The following is a 15511-nucleotide window of genomic DNA, read 5'->3' on the forward strand; positions in this document are numbered from 1 at the left end:
CGCCTGCGTAGACTTGCTGTGCTCCCCCGGATGGCGTTAACGCCGTGCCGGAGGGGGTTCGGCATATATAAAAATTGTAGGAAGGAAGTACGTGTATGCAGCGTAAAATTAACTGGCTGTTGGTGCTGTTCAGCCTCATTGGCGGGGCCGTCGGATTCGTGATCGGCGAGGTGCTGCTGGGGCAGCTGTCCGGCCGGATGCCGGGAATTCTGCTCATTGGACTCTATTTCGGCATTCTCGCCCTTTCGATCGGCCTGTTCTGCCTGATTGCGGAAATGATTTCTCCGCGGCTGAACGGCTCTTCCTGGCGGCAAAGATATATGGGCACCTCCTGGAAGCTGCTTGTTCCGGCTACGCTTGTGATGCTGCTCCTGGCAGGGACGGCGTTCGAATTCATTTATGAGCTGAATGTCGGCCGCGCCAAGACAGTGAAGGACATCGTGCTCATCATCGACAATTCCGGAAGCATGATGGAGACGGACCCGGACGATCTGCGCTATGAGGCGGCCAAATCGTTTGTGGATCAGATGGACAGCAGCAAGCAGGTGGCGATTCTTGTGTTCAATGACCAGCCCGAGCTGATCCAGCCTTTTATCCGCGTTCGCGACCAAGGGGTGAAGAGCGAGGTGCACGCCGTGATCGACGCACTGGAGCCGACGAATTTCGGTACGGATATCGCCCTGGCGCTGGAATCGGGGATGGAGCAGATCAAAGGGCTGAACAGTTCCAGCGGGGCGATGGCGGTTCTGCTGTCCGACGGCTTCAGCGACGTGAATACGGCACAAGTGCTGGCCGATTACCGGAGCCGGGGAGTCGCTGTGAATACAGTGGGCCTGGGGTTAAGCCGGTATGGCAACTCCCAAGGAGCAACCCTGCTCAAGGAGATCGCGAGTGAAACAGGCGGCCGGTATTATGACGAAGCGGATGCGGCCAACCTTTCTTTTGTCTTCCAGCAAATATACGACAATCTGGACGAACGCACGCTGGTGACAGAGCGCACCGGATTGATGGCTCATAGCGCCTATTACATGATCCTGAGAATCGTGCTGATTCTGGCGCTTGGGGCGCTGCTGGGCTTGTCGCTGGGCCTCATGTTCGATAACCGTTATTTAGCCAAAAGCTTCACGATCGGCGGTGCTGTTGCCGGTCTTCTGGCCGGTCTGCTGCTGGAGTTCGGCCTGAACGGCTCGGCTGTCGGCGATGCGCTGCTGCGGCTGCTGGCCTGCCTGATCCTGGCTGCGGTGATGACGGTGTTCACGGTCGTCGTGCCGATGCGCGAGAACGGAGCACGCACCGGCATCCGCCGGAGAGGCGCCGCTGTCCGGGATGCGGCTGCAGGGTATACGGAGCCGGCGCGGGAGCGGCGCAGCAGAGGATTTTAAGGGATTTTAAAGGCATAAGGGGGCAGAGCAATGCGTTTTATTGAAGCAGAGGAAGGCTTGCCGCTGATCACACAGCTGAGCTACAAGCTCGATGAGGATCAATGCCTGCTCCGCTGGCAATGGCCCGAAGGCCTGCAGGCGGTCTATATTGACGAGAGAGCGGCGGACCGGGGCCTGTACGGGGAGAGCGATCATGCCCCACAGCCCGGGGAGCTGAGGCTGTATACCCGCGAGGAGTACAAGGCGGCAGGCGGATACCGCGACCGGATCGACCAGGTCGGTCTGGTGCGCTATACCGTGTATGCCTGCATCATGGAGCACGGGGAGAAGCTGCTCATTCGCCAGCCGGGGGCGGAGAATACGGTGGAGATCAGCACCGGACGGGCGAAAATCCGTTATTCGATCCGGCAGAAGAGCAGCCTGCTGCGCAAATACAAGACGGTGCAAATTTCGGTGCTCGCCGAGGTGGAGGTCCCTAAGGAAGCGTTATGTTATGTGAAAAAGCAGGACAGCTATCCGGCCAGCATCGAGGACGGGACGGTGTACCCTTTTCTCCGGGATTTCCCGGCGGGCAGATCCACGCTGCCCGTTATCGAGGTCGGCAAGAACGACTACGTGCGGCTGTTCTTTACGGACGGCCGCAAGTACGGCCGGTTCTTCGAGCTGATTCCTGAATAAGCACCGCAAGCGAGGAGGAATGAACGATGGGCTTGTTTGATTTGTTCAAGAGAAAACCGCAGGCCGAGCCGCGGCCGTTGTTTTACGATATTGTCTGCCCTTACTGCTTCAGCAAGTTCGCGCCGGACGATGTTGTCTTCCGGGCGACTCATTACCGCGAAGACGACGAGGATTACGCGCTGCGCGAGGACGAAGTGCTGAACAGATACCGGGAGCGGTTCGGACTGGACATCGTCTATGACATGGAAGCCGTGCTGCGTCCCCAGGACGTTCCGCCGGAGCATCTGATTTATTCCGATCATGTCCTGATCGGGCTGAACGACCGTTATGGCGAGGTGACCCGGCGCAGGCTGTGCCCGAGCTGCCATAACGAGCTGCCGGTAACGGCGGGCAAAGTGCCGAGCAACATCATTTCGATCGTCGGCGCCTCCCAGGTGGGGAAATCCGTATATATGACCGCATTGATCCATACGCTGCAAAATACGACCGCCGATCATTTCGACGCGGCCTGCATGCCGCTGAATGCGGAGATCAGCCGCAAGTTCCGTACGATGTACGAGGAGCCGCTGTTCGAGCGCGGAGACCTGCTGGCCTCCACGCAGAAGGAGAAAATGCAGGAGCCGTTTATTTTCCAATTCGTGTTCAAGGATGAGTCGAAGCCGCCGCTAACGCTGGTCTTCTTCGACGTCGCCGGGGAAGGGATGGTGGATCAGGACTATCTGGGCCTGCAGGGACAGCATATTAAAAATTCCTCAGCGCTGCTGTTTATGGTCGATCCGCTGCAGATTCGCTCGATCCGCGAGAAAATCCGCATCAATGTCGGCGACAAGCCGGGCGAATGGGTATCGCAATATGATGAACCGCGGGATGTCGTACTGACGATGTTCGGGGATTTCATCGCTTACGAGGATCAGGGCAAGACAGATATCCCGACCGCCGTCGTACTTACAAAAAGCGATATGCTGCACGTCTTAAAGGACGAAGAGGGCGAGTATATCAAGTCGAACAGCAATATTTTTAACAATGCGGTGCATCGCAAATATTTCAATTTGACCGAGTTCGAGAACATCGATGGGGAAATTCGCCGCTTCATTGAGAAGGTCGATCGCCCGTTCAAGGGTACGATGGACGTGTATTTCAAGGACACGGGCTATTTTGCCGTATCGGCGCTGGGCAGCAATCCAGTGGATCAGAAGCTGCAGGACGTGGTCCAGCCGATCCGCGTGGACGAACCATTCATTTGGCTGCTGTACAAGCTGAAGTATATTGAGGGGAGAGAAATGTCTTGAGCATGAAGCGATCATCCCCCGATTTGATTCAGCAGCAGATTTATACCCGGGAGCGCAGCGGGATTTTCCGGGCGACGGAAGGGTTTGACACGGTTGCGGCCTCAGACGGCCTGGATGCGGTGTTTATCAAAAAACAGCTGCATCCGTTCTGCGGCTACGATGCGCCCGCGGAGCTCGTCTCCCGGGGCGAGAAGGATGATGCCAGCTATCCGCCTGCGATCCATCTGTTTCATACCGAGAGCGGCGATACGGTGCTGGGGCGCAGCGTGTATCAGTCGGCGGATTTCACCGGGCTGCGCAGCGCCTTCCTGACGCATAACTACATCATTCCGGCCGCGCGGCAGGATGAGATCGTCACTCATTACCGCGACTATGTTGAAGCAGCGTTTGCGGAGAGATACGTCCCGGAGATCGGCCGGCAGCTGCCGGAGCTTGAGCACATTCCGCAGAACCCGCGTTATGCGCAGGAGGGTCTGCCGCGCCTGATGGCCGAGAAGCTGCTGCATGAGCTGAAGCTGGACGAGAAAACCTTCAAGCGGCTGTTGTTCGCGGTCATGACCGCGGTAGGCGAGGGCCGGAAGAAGGTCTATGTCGCGCTGGACGTGCCGGCGGAGCAAATTTCAGCAGCGGCCTCCGCGCTCGTTCAGGTGCTGTACGCCTGCCTGCCGTTCGAGCAGCGCCGCCGCCTCGGCTTCATCACGTACGCGAAGGAGCCGCAGAGCCGCAAGTTCATCCATCTGCAATTTGTGGAGCGCGGCAGCATTCGGCCAAATGACCGGGAAATTGAGAAGGACTATGTGTTTGATCTCGCCACCGGCCGCGCGCCGCAGGATGAGCTGGAGGAAGGAAGACAGCCGTATCTCGAAATGGTCTGGAAGGCGATCGGCGATTTGGAGCGGCTTCAGGCGTTCCACCGCTTCGCGGATGAGATGCTGGCGGGCATGGAGCCGCAGCGGCGCCTGCTGCTGTCCAGCTATCATGAGCTGGCTGTGTTCTACCAGATCGAGGCCGGAAATTGGGACTTATACGAGGCTCATAAAATTACCGTGCTGCGGGGCTTGCTGAGTTATTTGGAGCCTGCGGGCGCTTTGGAATCGCGTATCCGGCTGAACGATATTTTCCTGGCTGCGTTTGACCGGGAATTCGATGCGGTGAAGCTGCGGAGCATGCCTGACCTGGCCGTCGTGGAATGCTTCAGGGACTACTATCGCCTGGAGAGCAGAAGCTATGGCATCAAGCTGATCAATTATTTGATCTATGCGATCGGCAATGCGGTTATGGGGGACAAGCCCGACCTGGCCCGTTCGCTGTACGCTCTGGTGGAGAGCCAGCTGGAGATGAGCAAGACCTTTTTTGACCATGTTCTTAAAAATAGCGATCTGGAAAGCTCACTATTCGAGCCTTACATTCGCGCCAAGTTCGAGGAAGCGCTCGGGTCGCGGGAAGTGCTGAACGTGGTGCACGGCTGGGCCGTCGCCCATCCGGGCGTGCTGCGGAACGGAGCCTTCAAGGAATACGCGGTTGCGGCTCTGGCGGACAAGCTGAAGCAGGAGCAGCCGCTGCTGCCGGCGGTACATATGGCGCTGGAGCATATCCGCAAGTGGGGAAGAACCCCGGTGACGGATCGCGGCATGACCTTAGCCGATTCCGAGCTGGCGGAGGAACTGTCGCTTGCGGCCAAGCGGGTGCTGCTGGATGAGCTGGAGCTGGAGCAGCTGACCCGGGAACAAATTACAGGGGCGGAGTTTCTGGCTCGTCCGGATGCTTTTGCCGGGCTGCTGTTCGAGGGCAAGCAGCGCAATCATGTCGATATGCTGCAGGCGTTGTATGAATGGTTTGCCCAGCGCGAGGCTGCGGAGGATATTTTTGACGGTCTGCCTGCGGCGGACGTGGGGCGGCTGCAGAATTTGGGCAAAAAATGGCTGCAATCTACGGTGGATCTGGCCCATTTCGGCAAAATCGTGCTGGTCTTCTATGACACCACATCCGGGCAGGTCGATTATAAGGCGCTGCTGGATTACCTGCAGCGGAATGCGAAGGACCCGGAGCGGATTTACGAGTTCATGCTCTGGTCGCAGGGACAGCCGCAATTTGCCCATGGCCGCGGCATCGTTTCTGGCTATACGGCGGCGCTGCTGAATTATTTCAAAACGCATGACCGGAACGCCTTCAAAAACAGGGACTACCGGACCCGCTATTTCGATAAAGCGGGAGCGCCATTGGCCGCCGTATTTGCCAAAATACGCCTGGAGTTGTCCTCGCCGTTCAAGCGATTTCTGGCACAGAACGGGAAAAAAGCGAGAATGAGCGCGATGATTCTGCTGGCTGGTCTAGTGGTCATTGCAGGCATTTTAATCATCATGCAGCAGCAGGGCATGCTTGGCGGCGCCAAGCCGCCGACCGAGGCCACCCCTCCGCCTGCTCCGATTGAACCCGAAGTGCTTGTCTATGCCGACCAGGTGACAGGCACTGACGGCGCGGAGACAACTTCGCTGGTGTTTCTTTTTGCCGGGGCAGAGAAGTGCAAGGCATTCGATCCTGCGGCATTGTCGATTGAAGCGCCGGATCAGACCGTTCAGCAGTTTGCGAATTTGAAATTTGACGCTTACTGTGCGGATGGAACCGGAGCTGCCGGAGGCTCGGCTGAAAACGGAGCGAGCAGCGGAACTGACGGTGCGGAATCGGGCGGCAGTGGTGATGGAAGCGGAACAGAGGGAGCAGGGACTAGTGGCTCTGACGGCACTGGCGGCCCTAACGGTTCGGCAGCAGGCAGTGCTGGCTCGGCGGCGAATGAGGGAGCAGGCACTGGTACAGCTGCAAATGGTGGAGCAGACAGTACCGGAGCCGGTGATGACGCAGTTGGTAATGGTGGAGTTGGCAATAGATCCGCTGACAATGCTGTAACAAGCCATGGTGCGGCAGGCTCTGGAGATTCGACGGAAACATTGGATGGCCCTGCTGGGAATGTTGAAGGACAAGGAGCCGGGGCTCCACATACCGGCCCAGGCAGCTCAGATGGTCAAGCTGATCAAGGAGCTGGAACTAGCGGCCAAGCCGGGACCTTAGGAACGGATGCATCGGGGAGTGGACAGGCTGGCGATCCGAATGCGACGCAACCGGAAGGGGCTTTGAACGGTGTTACTAATGGAGAGGAGAAGCCTGAATACTCTTCACGTGTTACGGTCTCCCTAGGCCAGAAGGTGGATGTTCCGGCAGGCAGCGTGATAAAGGTAGGCGACCAGCAATATACGGTCATAACGCGCCAGGAGGCGGAAGCTAAGGCAGGCGGGAGCTTACAGTTTACGCAACCTACACAGCCAGCGGTGCCAGCACAGCCGGAGACTGAAACAGTTCAGCCTTAGACTTGGTTAATCCGTCATATAGCAGTCTGATGCGGCTCAGCCTTAGTTTGATGCAAATCAGTCTTATAGATGGAGCAAATCAGCCTAACGTAATGGAGTGAAGAATTCGCGAACAGCGACTTAGGAATAACGCGTAGGGGACAACTCCAGTGCCTCAAGGCCGTTGTCTGTACAACTGAGCAATGGTACACTGTTTTTATCTAAAAGTTAGGGGGACTTGGAGTGCAGAAGCTTGTTTTTTTTGTAGGGGTAGCTGGTACAGGGAAAACTACAGTTGCCCGCAAGATTGCTGACCGGATTCCGGCGGCTTTCCTGGATCGGGATACCGTAGGCGGAAGATTCGTTGAGAAAATTTTGGAGATGAACGGCTTGGACGTGAACGACCGTGACTCCGATTTCTATAAGAAGCATCTCCGCGATCTGGAGTACGACACCACCAAGGATATTTGCATCGAGAATCTGGCCGCAGGGCAGAACGTGTTCATGATCTCTCCCTTTACGGCTGAATTGAAGAACAAGCAGTGGATCGAAGACGTTATCTCCGCAGCAGGTCTGACGAAAAACGAAGTTGACGTGAAGGTTATCGTTGTAACACTAAGTGATATGGAAACCCAGAAACAGCGCATCATCGACCGTCAAACCGAACGCGACACCTGGAAGCTGGAGCATTGGGACGATTTCAAGCATCGTGTTCAGTTTGTTCCTGAGATTAACTGGGACATTCCGAAATCCTCGGTTCTTGTGTTCGATAACAGCGGCGATTTGACCTCGGAGAAGGTTGATTCGGTGTATGAGTTTGTGAAGGCTACTAGCCGTTAAGCAGGATAACGCTGCCCCTTGGGGTGGCGTTTTTTGTTGGGGGAGGGGATAAGCAGTCTGCTATCCGGGATTTGTAAAAAAAGAAAGCCCACTCTATCACAAATTCTAGGAAGAGTGGGCTTCAGAATTATTTAAGTTTACAAGTCACCTTAACTCCAATACCAGTCCAAGTGTTTTGCATTTCCGGAACTCCGCCCGCTTCTTTACAGTCCATTGCCAGTTTATCTGCAAACGCATGGTTCTTAATATGCGCTCTGTTCAAAAAGATCGTTGCAATTATAACTACACCAATAAAGACGAATCCCCAGAATGTTAGCATTTTTTTATTCATATCAAATTCCTTTCACCTTACTGTTCTATGCGCTTGATATCTAGGATCAGGGATCTTGATAGGGAAGAACTGTTCTCTCCTGAATGATCTGGAGCAGCCAAATTAAATACATGAAAACAGCGGTGCAAACCGCCAACTTGCTCCAAAAAGGATAGTAGGCGTTTGTAAATATCGGGAATATGCAATACAGCGACGCCAGATATAGTAATATCATTATAAAATTAATCATCTTACTTTTCTTAAAAGAAAAGAGCTCCTGTATTACAATGCGCCGATGACGATATTTATCCGAGAATACAGTGATTGGCATGATGGCTAGGTGTAGGACAAGATGAACGATAAATATAGCAATGGGAAAAAATACAAGGTCTAAACCAAGGGCTGTGGCATTATCGAACTCAATGCTGGACTCTAAAGCCTGTCTACGGATATCAAATGTAGATAATCTCATATGAAAAGAAGCAAAAGTGGAAAGTAGGGAAATAGCTGCTGAAACAATCAGCCAAATGCTCTTTTTCAACAGTACACCTCTTTTGTGGTTTTTAATGGAATTTGAATCATCGTATAACATTAAACCCTAAAATACAAAAAAGAGGGCTACAGCCTCTAGTACACCCGTTAATTAATTCGCTGCCGTATGGCTAATAGTTGAACTGATATAAATGGATTTATAGTAGTTAGTTTTTGTGTTAAAGAAGGAGAAGTAGATTTAAATGTATTTCATGTCGTTAGAAGAAGGGTAACTGGCCAGTATGGACTGGATTCTTGATTTTAGCAACATATTATCCATCTAATTTCCAGCAACAAGCGTTTAGAGCATAATTAGATACATGAAATCCATTTATAAAAATGGGATCAGGCAGGAGGAGAGAAAAGTGACTTAGAAGAAACGAAATACTTACTGAAAGAAGTGGGGCGGCCACTCAACTATCTATAATGACCTTGGGGCAGCCTTTTCTATATATAAAATTCATGGGGATAGCTCCGCCTAATGGAAACAAAACAAATGAGGTGAGTTAAAATCAATAGGTTCGCTAATTTGTTACTTTCATTCTTCCTGCTAACTCTTCTTTTGGGCTGTGAAAATGATAACCGAGCCAATTATGAAAGTCTAAATACATCCAATAGTTCTATTAATTCTAGTACACCAATTAAAGAATCTTCGAAGTTTAAAACTCAATTTCCAAACACCGAATTCTCCAACATAATTACCTTAGATTCAGTGAATAAAGATGGTACTCTCAGAGCGCAAACAAACACTGACTTTGGAGAACTTATTGTAGTAGCGAATGGAAAGGAAGAATTTGGTCGTCTCAATGCTCCTAGTGTCGCAGGGTTAGAAGGGGATTTAACATTCCAAGGTAACTATACCGTGATAAACATAATTGATGGAAAGAAGCATGAAGTTATGCAATTAAAAGAAATCACTTTTATTCAACAATCTGATAGAGTTGTCAATTTTGATAAGGTAAGTTTTAACGATGCTGACGTTTACTTCCTAACCCCACAGTATACATCAGGTCATGGGTTAAATGCCTATGCAATTGCCGTAAATAAAAGTAATGGAGAAGCTATATCTCTTAAATTCATTAAAAATGATACTACAACCGATACATTAAATTACCCTAACGATCAATTACCGGTTAATGAGAATGATTTTTTAAAGGTAGCACCTGGTATTTCAGCTGGTACATCTGAAGAAAATGCAGACATTACGTTTTATAAATTAGATCTAACGAATAAATATTTTATCGCTGAATAAGGGATGCATCTCTGAGACCATTTCGGAGATGCATCCAATTTGATTTTTTGGTATATGAGGGTGGTTAAGCAAGTATCCGTATTGCTTGTGATCATTGTGCTTACATAGTGTGAGGACATTCTCTTCCAATAAAAAGAGGGCCGCAGCCCTCTCGCACATCCCATCACTCACTCCATCGCCGCAGGTCGCACTACTAGGATATCCTGGCCCGCATTCCCATCATTTTCTCTATCCTTCATAGGCGAGCCGCCTGCCGTTCTCATTCTCCATTTCATATGCTCGGGATAACCATAAGTTCCATGCTCGCTCAGGTCGAGGCCCATGGCCTCTTCTTCCTGCGAGACGCGCAGGCCCATCAGCTTCTTCATCACCCACAGAATGGAGAAGGAGAGGATGAAGACGAAGGCGAACGTGCCGACGACGCCGAGGATTTGCACGCCCAATTGTCCGAGGCCGCCGCCGTAGAACAATCCCGCTTGGCCGACCCCCGTCACTTCTACCAGCTTCGGCGTGGCGAACAGACCTGTGGAGATGGCTCCCCATACTCCGGCGATGCCGTGAACCGAGGCGGCAGCGATCGGATCGTCAATGCCTGCACGTTCTATCCATCTCCCCGCAACAAAGGTTATGATCCCTGCCACGGCACCGACCAGGATGGAAGCCCAGGTATCAAGGAAGGCGCAAGACCCCGTAATGGCAACAAGTGCGCCCAATACGCCGTTCAACATACTCGGGATATCGGATTTACCCCGAACTAGCCAAGAAATGAGGAGAGCAGCAACACCGCCAGCTGCGGCAGCCAAATTTGTAGTCATTAGGACGTACCCGAAAAATCCATCATTTAACGGAGTTAACGCGCTTCCAGGGTTAAAGCCAAACCAGCCGATCCACAGAATAATGACCCCTAGTACCGTAATGACCTGGTTATGCCCCGGAATGCTGTTGGGCTTCCCGTCTTTGTTGTATTTGCGCAGTCGGGGCTTCAGCAGAATTGTCGCGGCCAACGCAGCGGTCGCTCCTGTCAAGTGAACGACGGTTGATCCAGCATAGTCCTGCATCCCAAGGCTGCCAAGCCAGCCGCCGCCCCATACCCAATGAGTGACCATAGGGTAAATAATTACTGAGAAAATAATCCCAAACACGATATACACGCTGAGCTTCGCCCGCTCCGCCATCCCGCCGCAGGCAATAGCCAGTGAAACCGCGGCAAAAGCCATCTGGAACAGAAACATTAAATTCAGCGGTACGCCGATGTCGGCCAGTACGCTAAACGAACCGCTATCTCCTTCTCCCCCGAATAAAAAACCTGCTGTTCCCCAAAAGCTGTTTCCGTCGCCAAAAGCGAAACCAAAACCCAAGGCCCACCAGGACAGGATGGCCACGCCCAGCGTCAGCACCGTCTTGCCGGCAACATGACCGGCGTTCTTCATTCGTACATTCCCTGCCTCCAGCAAAGCAAACCCGGCCTGCATAAAAAAGACCAGCATCGCGGCCAAGAACACGAACAGCGAGTTAAATCCAATTTCCATCATGTTACCCACTCCTCCAAGTGATAGTTACTAATTCCCTAAAAAGGTTAATGAAATTATAAACGGGAGGAGCCTTGGGATTACATGCACTTTTTCGCATTTAATATATAGTATTGCGTCAGAAAATTGCTTGAAAACGCTTTGTTCTATCAGGCTGCTGGGGATCGTAAACTAAATGTGATTTGTATTTATTTGCGGTGATGTAATAGATCTAATGAGGTTTTTTTGCTTGCTTTTTTTGTTGTGTTACACTAGGTATAAAGGCAATAAAACGTGAGCTGCACAGGGAAAATTCTATATTTTTTCATGGTTAATTCGCGATTATCGTGGGTCCAAGCGGGGCAGGGAAATCCACGCTGCTTAATATACCTGGGGATGGATACGGCGGACGAAGGCGAGGTGCTCGTCGACGGGAAGGACATTGCCAAGTTCAGCAGCAAGGGGTTGACGGGGGATGGCCGCCATGACGTCGAATTGTGTACCAATTCTATTTCAAGGTGCAGGTGGCCGGAAGCACGGAGAACGATGCGATGCATTTTGTTTACATGACTATGTCTTATGATGAAGGAATTTCGGCAAAAAACCGGAATATAACATACAGCTGGTTTTGTCGAATGATACAAAAACAGCAAATTAGGCGAGCGCAGCAGGAATGACAAGCTAGAGTGCAAGCCAGGCGGAAATCATCCGGAGGTAAGCAGAATGGCTACAATATTATCTTTTATCAAAAAATACCGCATTGCCGCCATGTCGGCAATTTGCATGATGTTGATCGAGCTGTTTGTGGAGCTGATCCAGCCGCTGCTCATCTCCCGCATTATCGATGACGGGATCAGCAAGCAGGATCTGTCCGTCGTCTGGCTGTGGGGAGGCGTGCTCGTCGTGAGCGCGCTCCTTGCTTTTGCGGCGGGGTTGGCCAGCTCTTTCTTTGCGTCCCATGCCAGCCAGGGGTTTGGATATGATTTGCGCGACAAGCTGTATGACAAAGTTCAGTCCTTCTCGTATGCGGTGTTCAGCAGATTCCCGACGTCATCGCTCATTACGCGTCTGACCGGGGATATTACACAGCTGCAGGAAATGGTGTTCATGAGCCTGCGCTTTGCGACGCGTGTCCCGCTGGTCGTGACGGGGAGCGTCATTATGGCTCTGATCGTAAATGTGAAGCTGGGCCTGCTGCTGACGGTAACGGCGCCGGTGCTGGCGGTCTTCATTATGTGGATGATGAAAAAAACATCCCTACTCTTTCGCGCCGTGCAGCAGCGGATGGATACGGTGAACGGGGTTATTCAGGAGAATCTGACCGGCATGCGGCTGATCCGCGTGTTCGTTCGCGTCGGTCATGAAATGAAGCGGTTCGAGCAGCGGAGCCGTGAGCTGATGCAGGGCACCGTCTCTGCCCTGCGGCTGACGGAGACGACGATGCCGCTCATGCTGCTGATGATGAACGGCGGCATTATCGCGATCCTGTGGTTCGGCCGCTTGGATATCGCGTCGGGACAGGCCACGACAGGCGAGGTGGTGGCGGTGCTGAACTACTCGCTGCGCACGATTGGGGCGTTGTCCGCGCTATCCTGGATCATCAGCTCGTATTCGCGGGCGGCTGCTTCCGGCCAGCGGGTCGTGGAGGTGCTCCGTACGGAGGAGGAAGAAGGATCGGCGGAAGCAGGAGCTATGGTGACGGACAAGGCTGGACATGCCCGTGAAGCCAGTGAAGGACGTCAAGCTCATGGGGGACAGAAACCCTCCCAGCAGGCTGGTGCTGCCGATAAGACTCTCCTTCCGATCCAGGGCGAGGTGCAGTTTGACGAGGTGAGCTTCAGCTACCCGGCCAGCGATATTCGGGTGCTGCAGGAGATCTCTTTTGAGGCCAAACCTCGGCAGAGGATCGCGATCATGGGGGCTACCGGGTCGGGCAAGACCTCGCTCGTTCAACTGGTTCCCCGCCTGCATGAGGCGACGGGCGGAACGATCCGCATCGACGGCCGCGACATCCGCCAGATGGAGCCGGAGCAGCTGCGCGGGGCAATCGGCTATGTTCCGCAGGAGGTCATGCTGTTCTCGGGTTCGGTGCGGGACAATATCGCCTGGGGCCGCGAGGATGCGAGCATGGAGCAAATCGTAAATGCGGCCAAGCAGGCGCAGATTCACGAGACGATCAAGCGGCTGCCCCATGGATACGACACGATGCTCGGGCAGCGCGGCGTGAATTTGTCCGGCGGGCAGAAGCAGCGGCTGTCGATCGCCCGGGCGCTGGTGCGCCGGCCGGCGATCCTTATTCTGGACGACAGCACGAGCGCGCTGGACGTGAGGACAGAGGCGGCTTTACTGGAGGAGCTGACGCGGTTATCCTGCACTACTTTTCTTATTACGCAAAAAATCAGCTCCACCACGTCGGCCGACCTCATTCTGCTGCTCGATGAGGGGCGTCTTATCGCCAAGGGCAGCCATGAGGAATTAATGGCGGAATCTCCGCTGTATCGGCGGATTTACGAATCTCAGTACGGGGAGGCGTCGCAGCATGCTCAAAACCTTCGTTGAACCGTTCCGGCATCCTTATCCGAAGCTGGATGCTAACGCCGCTGGTTCTGCCGCGGGGCGCAAGCCAAAGGCCAAGGCCAAGAACTGGTCGGGGACGCTGGGGCGCATCTGGCAGTATCTGGCCCGGCGCAAGGCGAAGCTGGCGCTCGTCCTGCTGATGGTGGTGGCCAGCTCGGCGCTGGCGCTGCTGGGACCGTATTTGATCGGCGTTGCCGTGGATGATTTCCTCGCAGGGGGCGGGGGAGCGCCGTGGGTGTTATTTTTAACAGGATTAGGGGCAGTGTATATCGGATTCTCGCTGAGCTCCTGGCTGCAAAATATTTGGATGATCGAGATCGCCCAGGAGACGGTGTACCGCATGCGGATCGATCTGTTCCGCCAGCTTCACCGGCTGCCCATTCCGTTCTTCGGAACCAGGCAGCAGGGCGAGATTATGAGCCGGTTGACGAACGATATCGACAATGTCAGCTCGACGCTGAACAGCTCGGCGATTCAGATATTCTCCAGTGTGCTGACGCTGATCGGGACGCTGGCGGTCATGCTGTATCTCAGCCCGCTGCTGACACTGCTGACGTTCATGATCGTGCCGCTGATGATGCTTGGGATGCGCTGGATTACGCGGCGGACGGGTCCGCTCTATAAGGAGCGCCAGAAAAATCTGGGCGAGCTGAACGGTTATATTGAGGAGACGCTGTCGGGTCAGCGGATCATCAAAGCCTTCTCGCAGGAGGAGCGGGTGATGCGCGAGTTCAGGGAGCGCAACGATGCGATCCGGCAATCGGGATTTTGGGCGCAGACGATTTCGGGCTTCATTCCGAAGCTGATGAATGCGCTGAATAATCTGGGTTTTGCGCTGGTCGCCGGGGTCGGCGGCATTCTGGCGATCCGCGGGGCGATTACGGTAGGTGTGATCATCGTCTTCGTGGAATATTCGCGGCAGTTCACCCGGCCGCTGAATGATTTGGCGAACCAGTGGAACACGCTGCTGTCGGCGATTGCCGGGGCGGAGCGGGTGTTCGAGGTGATGGACGAAGAGGTCGAGGAACGGGACGAAGGAGCAGCGGTCACGCTGCAGCAGGTGGAGGGCGCTGTCCGGTTCTCGGACGTATCGTTCTCCTATGAAGAGGGCGGCGATACGCTGGAGGGGATCAGCTTTGAGGCGAAGCCGGGGGAGATGATCGCCTTGGTGGGCCCTACGGGAGCGGGAAAAACGACGCTGATCCAGCTGCTGTCCCGTTTTTACAATCCGTCTAAAGGGGTTATTACGGTCGATGGCCGGGATATTACGTCGATCCGGCGGGAGAGTCTGCGTTCCCATATGGCGTTCGTGCTGCAGGATTCCTTCCTGTTTAAGGGGACGATCCGGGAAAATATCCGCTTCGGGCGGCTCGATGCGACCGATGAGGAGGTAGAGGAGGCGTCTCGCCTGGCGAATGCGCATTCCTTCATTATGCGTCTGCAGGACGGCTACGATAAGATGCTCGATGCGGACGGCAGCGGCATCAGCCAGGGACAGCGGCAGCTGCTGGCGATCGCGCGGGCGATCCTCGCCAATCCGTCGATCCTCGTGCTGGACGAAGCGACCAGCAGCATCGACACGGTGACCGAGCTCAAAATCCAGGATGGCCTGCAGCGGCTGATGAAGGGCAGAACAAGCTTCGTCATCGCGCACCGGCTCAATACGATCCGTCAGGCCGATAAAATCCTCGTGCTGAAGGACGGCCGGCTGATCGAGCAGGGCTCGCATGAGGAGCTGCTGCGGCAGGAGGGCTTCTACAGCGAGCTGTATCACGGGACTTTGCAGGGGGAGGACGAATAGCC

General features: G+C 53.9%; 11 protein-coding genes and 1 pseudogene. 9 read left to right on the forward strand and 3 right to left on the reverse strand.

Translation table 11 applies throughout. The annotated features are described in order from the left end of the window. The first annotated feature begins 95 nt into the window (after positions 1–95). The 5 genes from MKX50_RS03365 to MKX50_RS03385 all read left to right on the forward strand — a co-directional run bounded on the left by MKX50_RS03365 (position 96) and on the right by MKX50_RS03385 (position 7530). Positions 96–1382 carry a vWA domain-containing protein gene (locus MKX50_RS03365; protein ID WP_339158416.1) on the forward strand — a complete coding sequence of 429 codons (1287 nt, stop codon included), beginning with the start codon at positions 96–98 and terminating at the stop codon, positions 1380–1382. 30 nt (positions 1383–1412) lie between these two features. Next, entirely contained in the window at positions 1413–2060 is a 648-nt protein-coding gene (locus MKX50_RS03370; protein ID WP_213591038.1) for a beta-mannanase, read from the forward strand. A gap of 26 nt (positions 2061–2086) precedes the next feature. Continuing rightward, positions 2087–3349 carry a hypothetical protein gene (locus tag MKX50_RS03375; RefSeq protein WP_339158417.1) on the forward strand — a complete coding sequence of 421 codons (1263 nt, stop codon included), beginning with the start codon at positions 2087–2089 and terminating at the stop codon, positions 3347–3349. 2 nt (positions 3350–3351) lie between these two features. Further along, positions 3352–6711, forward strand: coding sequence for a glycosyltransferase (locus MKX50_RS03380; protein WP_339160003.1), 3360 nt, complete (start codon positions 3352–3354; stop codon positions 6709–6711). A 222-nt stretch (positions 6712–6933) separates the two neighbouring features. Continuing rightward, a complete protein-coding gene (locus MKX50_RS03385) occupies positions 6934–7530 on the forward strand; it encodes an AAA family ATPase (RefSeq protein WP_330163464.1) in 597 nt (198 codons plus the stop codon). Between the two features lie 127 nt (positions 7531–7657). On the opposite strand, the gene MKX50_RS03390 is transcribed toward MKX50_RS03385, so the two are convergent. Next, positions 7658–7861, reverse strand: a complete 204-nt coding sequence (locus MKX50_RS03390; RefSeq protein ID WP_213591041.1) for a hypothetical protein — start codon at positions 7859–7861, stop codon at positions 7658–7660. Positions 7862–7907: 46 nt separating this feature from the next. After that, positions 7908–8381: a hypothetical protein gene (locus MKX50_RS03395; RefSeq protein WP_339158418.1), complete on the reverse strand. Its 474-nt coding sequence runs from the start codon at positions 8379–8381 to the stop codon at positions 7908–7910. Positions 8382–8900: 519 nt separating this feature from the next. On the opposite strand from MKX50_RS03395, the gene MKX50_RS03400 reads away from it, so the two are divergent. Further along, positions 8901–9623 carry a hypothetical protein gene (locus tag MKX50_RS03400; protein ID WP_339158419.1) on the forward strand — a complete coding sequence of 241 codons (723 nt, stop codon included), beginning with the start codon at positions 8901–8903 and terminating at the stop codon, positions 9621–9623. 167 nt (positions 9624–9790) lie between these two features. Here MKX50_RS03400 and MKX50_RS03405 read toward each other — a convergent pair whose 3' ends face one another. Next, on the reverse strand, positions 9791–11155 hold the full coding sequence (locus tag MKX50_RS03405; protein WP_339158420.1) for an ammonium transporter: 1365 nt from the start codon (positions 11153–11155) through the stop codon (positions 9791–9793). Between the two features lie 305 nt (positions 11156–11460). Between MKX50_RS03405 and MKX50_RS03410 the strand changes: the two are divergent. The 3 genes and pseudogenes from MKX50_RS03410 to MKX50_RS03420 all read left to right on the forward strand — a co-directional run. Beyond that, positions 11461–11643: pseudogene (locus MKX50_RS03410) on the forward strand (ATP-binding cassette domain-containing protein); the annotation flags it as partial. 211 nt (positions 11644–11854) lie between these two features. Then, positions 11855–13690, forward strand: coding sequence for an ABC transporter ATP-binding protein (locus tag MKX50_RS03415; protein WP_339158421.1), 1836 nt, complete (start codon positions 11855–11857; stop codon positions 13688–13690). Continuing rightward, positions 13671–15509, forward strand: a complete 1839-nt coding sequence (locus MKX50_RS03420; protein WP_339158422.1) for an ABC transporter ATP-binding protein — start codon at positions 13671–13673, stop codon at positions 15507–15509. Before MKX50_RS03415 ends, MKX50_RS03420 begins: the two co-directional genes overlap by 20 nt. Positions 15510–15511: the final 2 nt, after the last annotated feature.

Origin of the sequence: Paenibacillus sp. FSL W8-0186 (assembly GCF_037969765.1) — a bacterium.
Classification (GTDB): Bacteria; Bacillota; Bacilli; order Paenibacillales; family Paenibacillaceae; genus Fontibacillus; species Fontibacillus woosongensis.

Bases quoted from the DNA above. Each gene is read 5' to 3' on its own strand.
- MKX50_RS03375 (WP_339158417.1), top strand. From the start codon at position 2,087: ATGGGCTTGTTTGATTTGTTCAAGAGAAAACCGCAGGCCGAGCCGCGG.
- MKX50_RS03420 (WP_339158422.1), top strand. From the start codon at position 13,671: ATGCTCAAAACCTTCGTTGAACCGTTCCGGCATCCTTATCCGAAGCTG.
- MKX50_RS03390 (WP_213591041.1), bottom strand. From the start codon at position 7,861: ATGAATAAAAAAATGCTAACATTCTGGGGATTCGTCTTTATTGGTGTA.
- MKX50_RS03380 (WP_339160003.1), top strand. From the start codon at position 3,352: ATGAAGCGATCATCCCCCGATTTGATTCAGCAGCAGATTTATACCCGG.
- MKX50_RS03415 (WP_339158421.1), top strand. From the start codon at position 11,855: ATGGCTACAATATTATCTTTTATCAAAAAATACCGCATTGCCGCCATG.
- MKX50_RS03405 (WP_339158420.1), bottom strand. From the start codon at position 11,155: ATGATGGAAATTGGATTTAACTCGCTGTTCGTGTTCTTGGCCGCGATG.
- MKX50_RS03365 (WP_339158416.1), top strand. From the start codon at position 96: ATGCAGCGTAAAATTAACTGGCTGTTGGTGCTGTTCAGCCTCATTGGC.
- MKX50_RS03370 (WP_213591038.1), top strand. From the start codon at position 1,413: ATGCGTTTTATTGAAGCAGAGGAAGGCTTGCCGCTGATCACACAGCTG.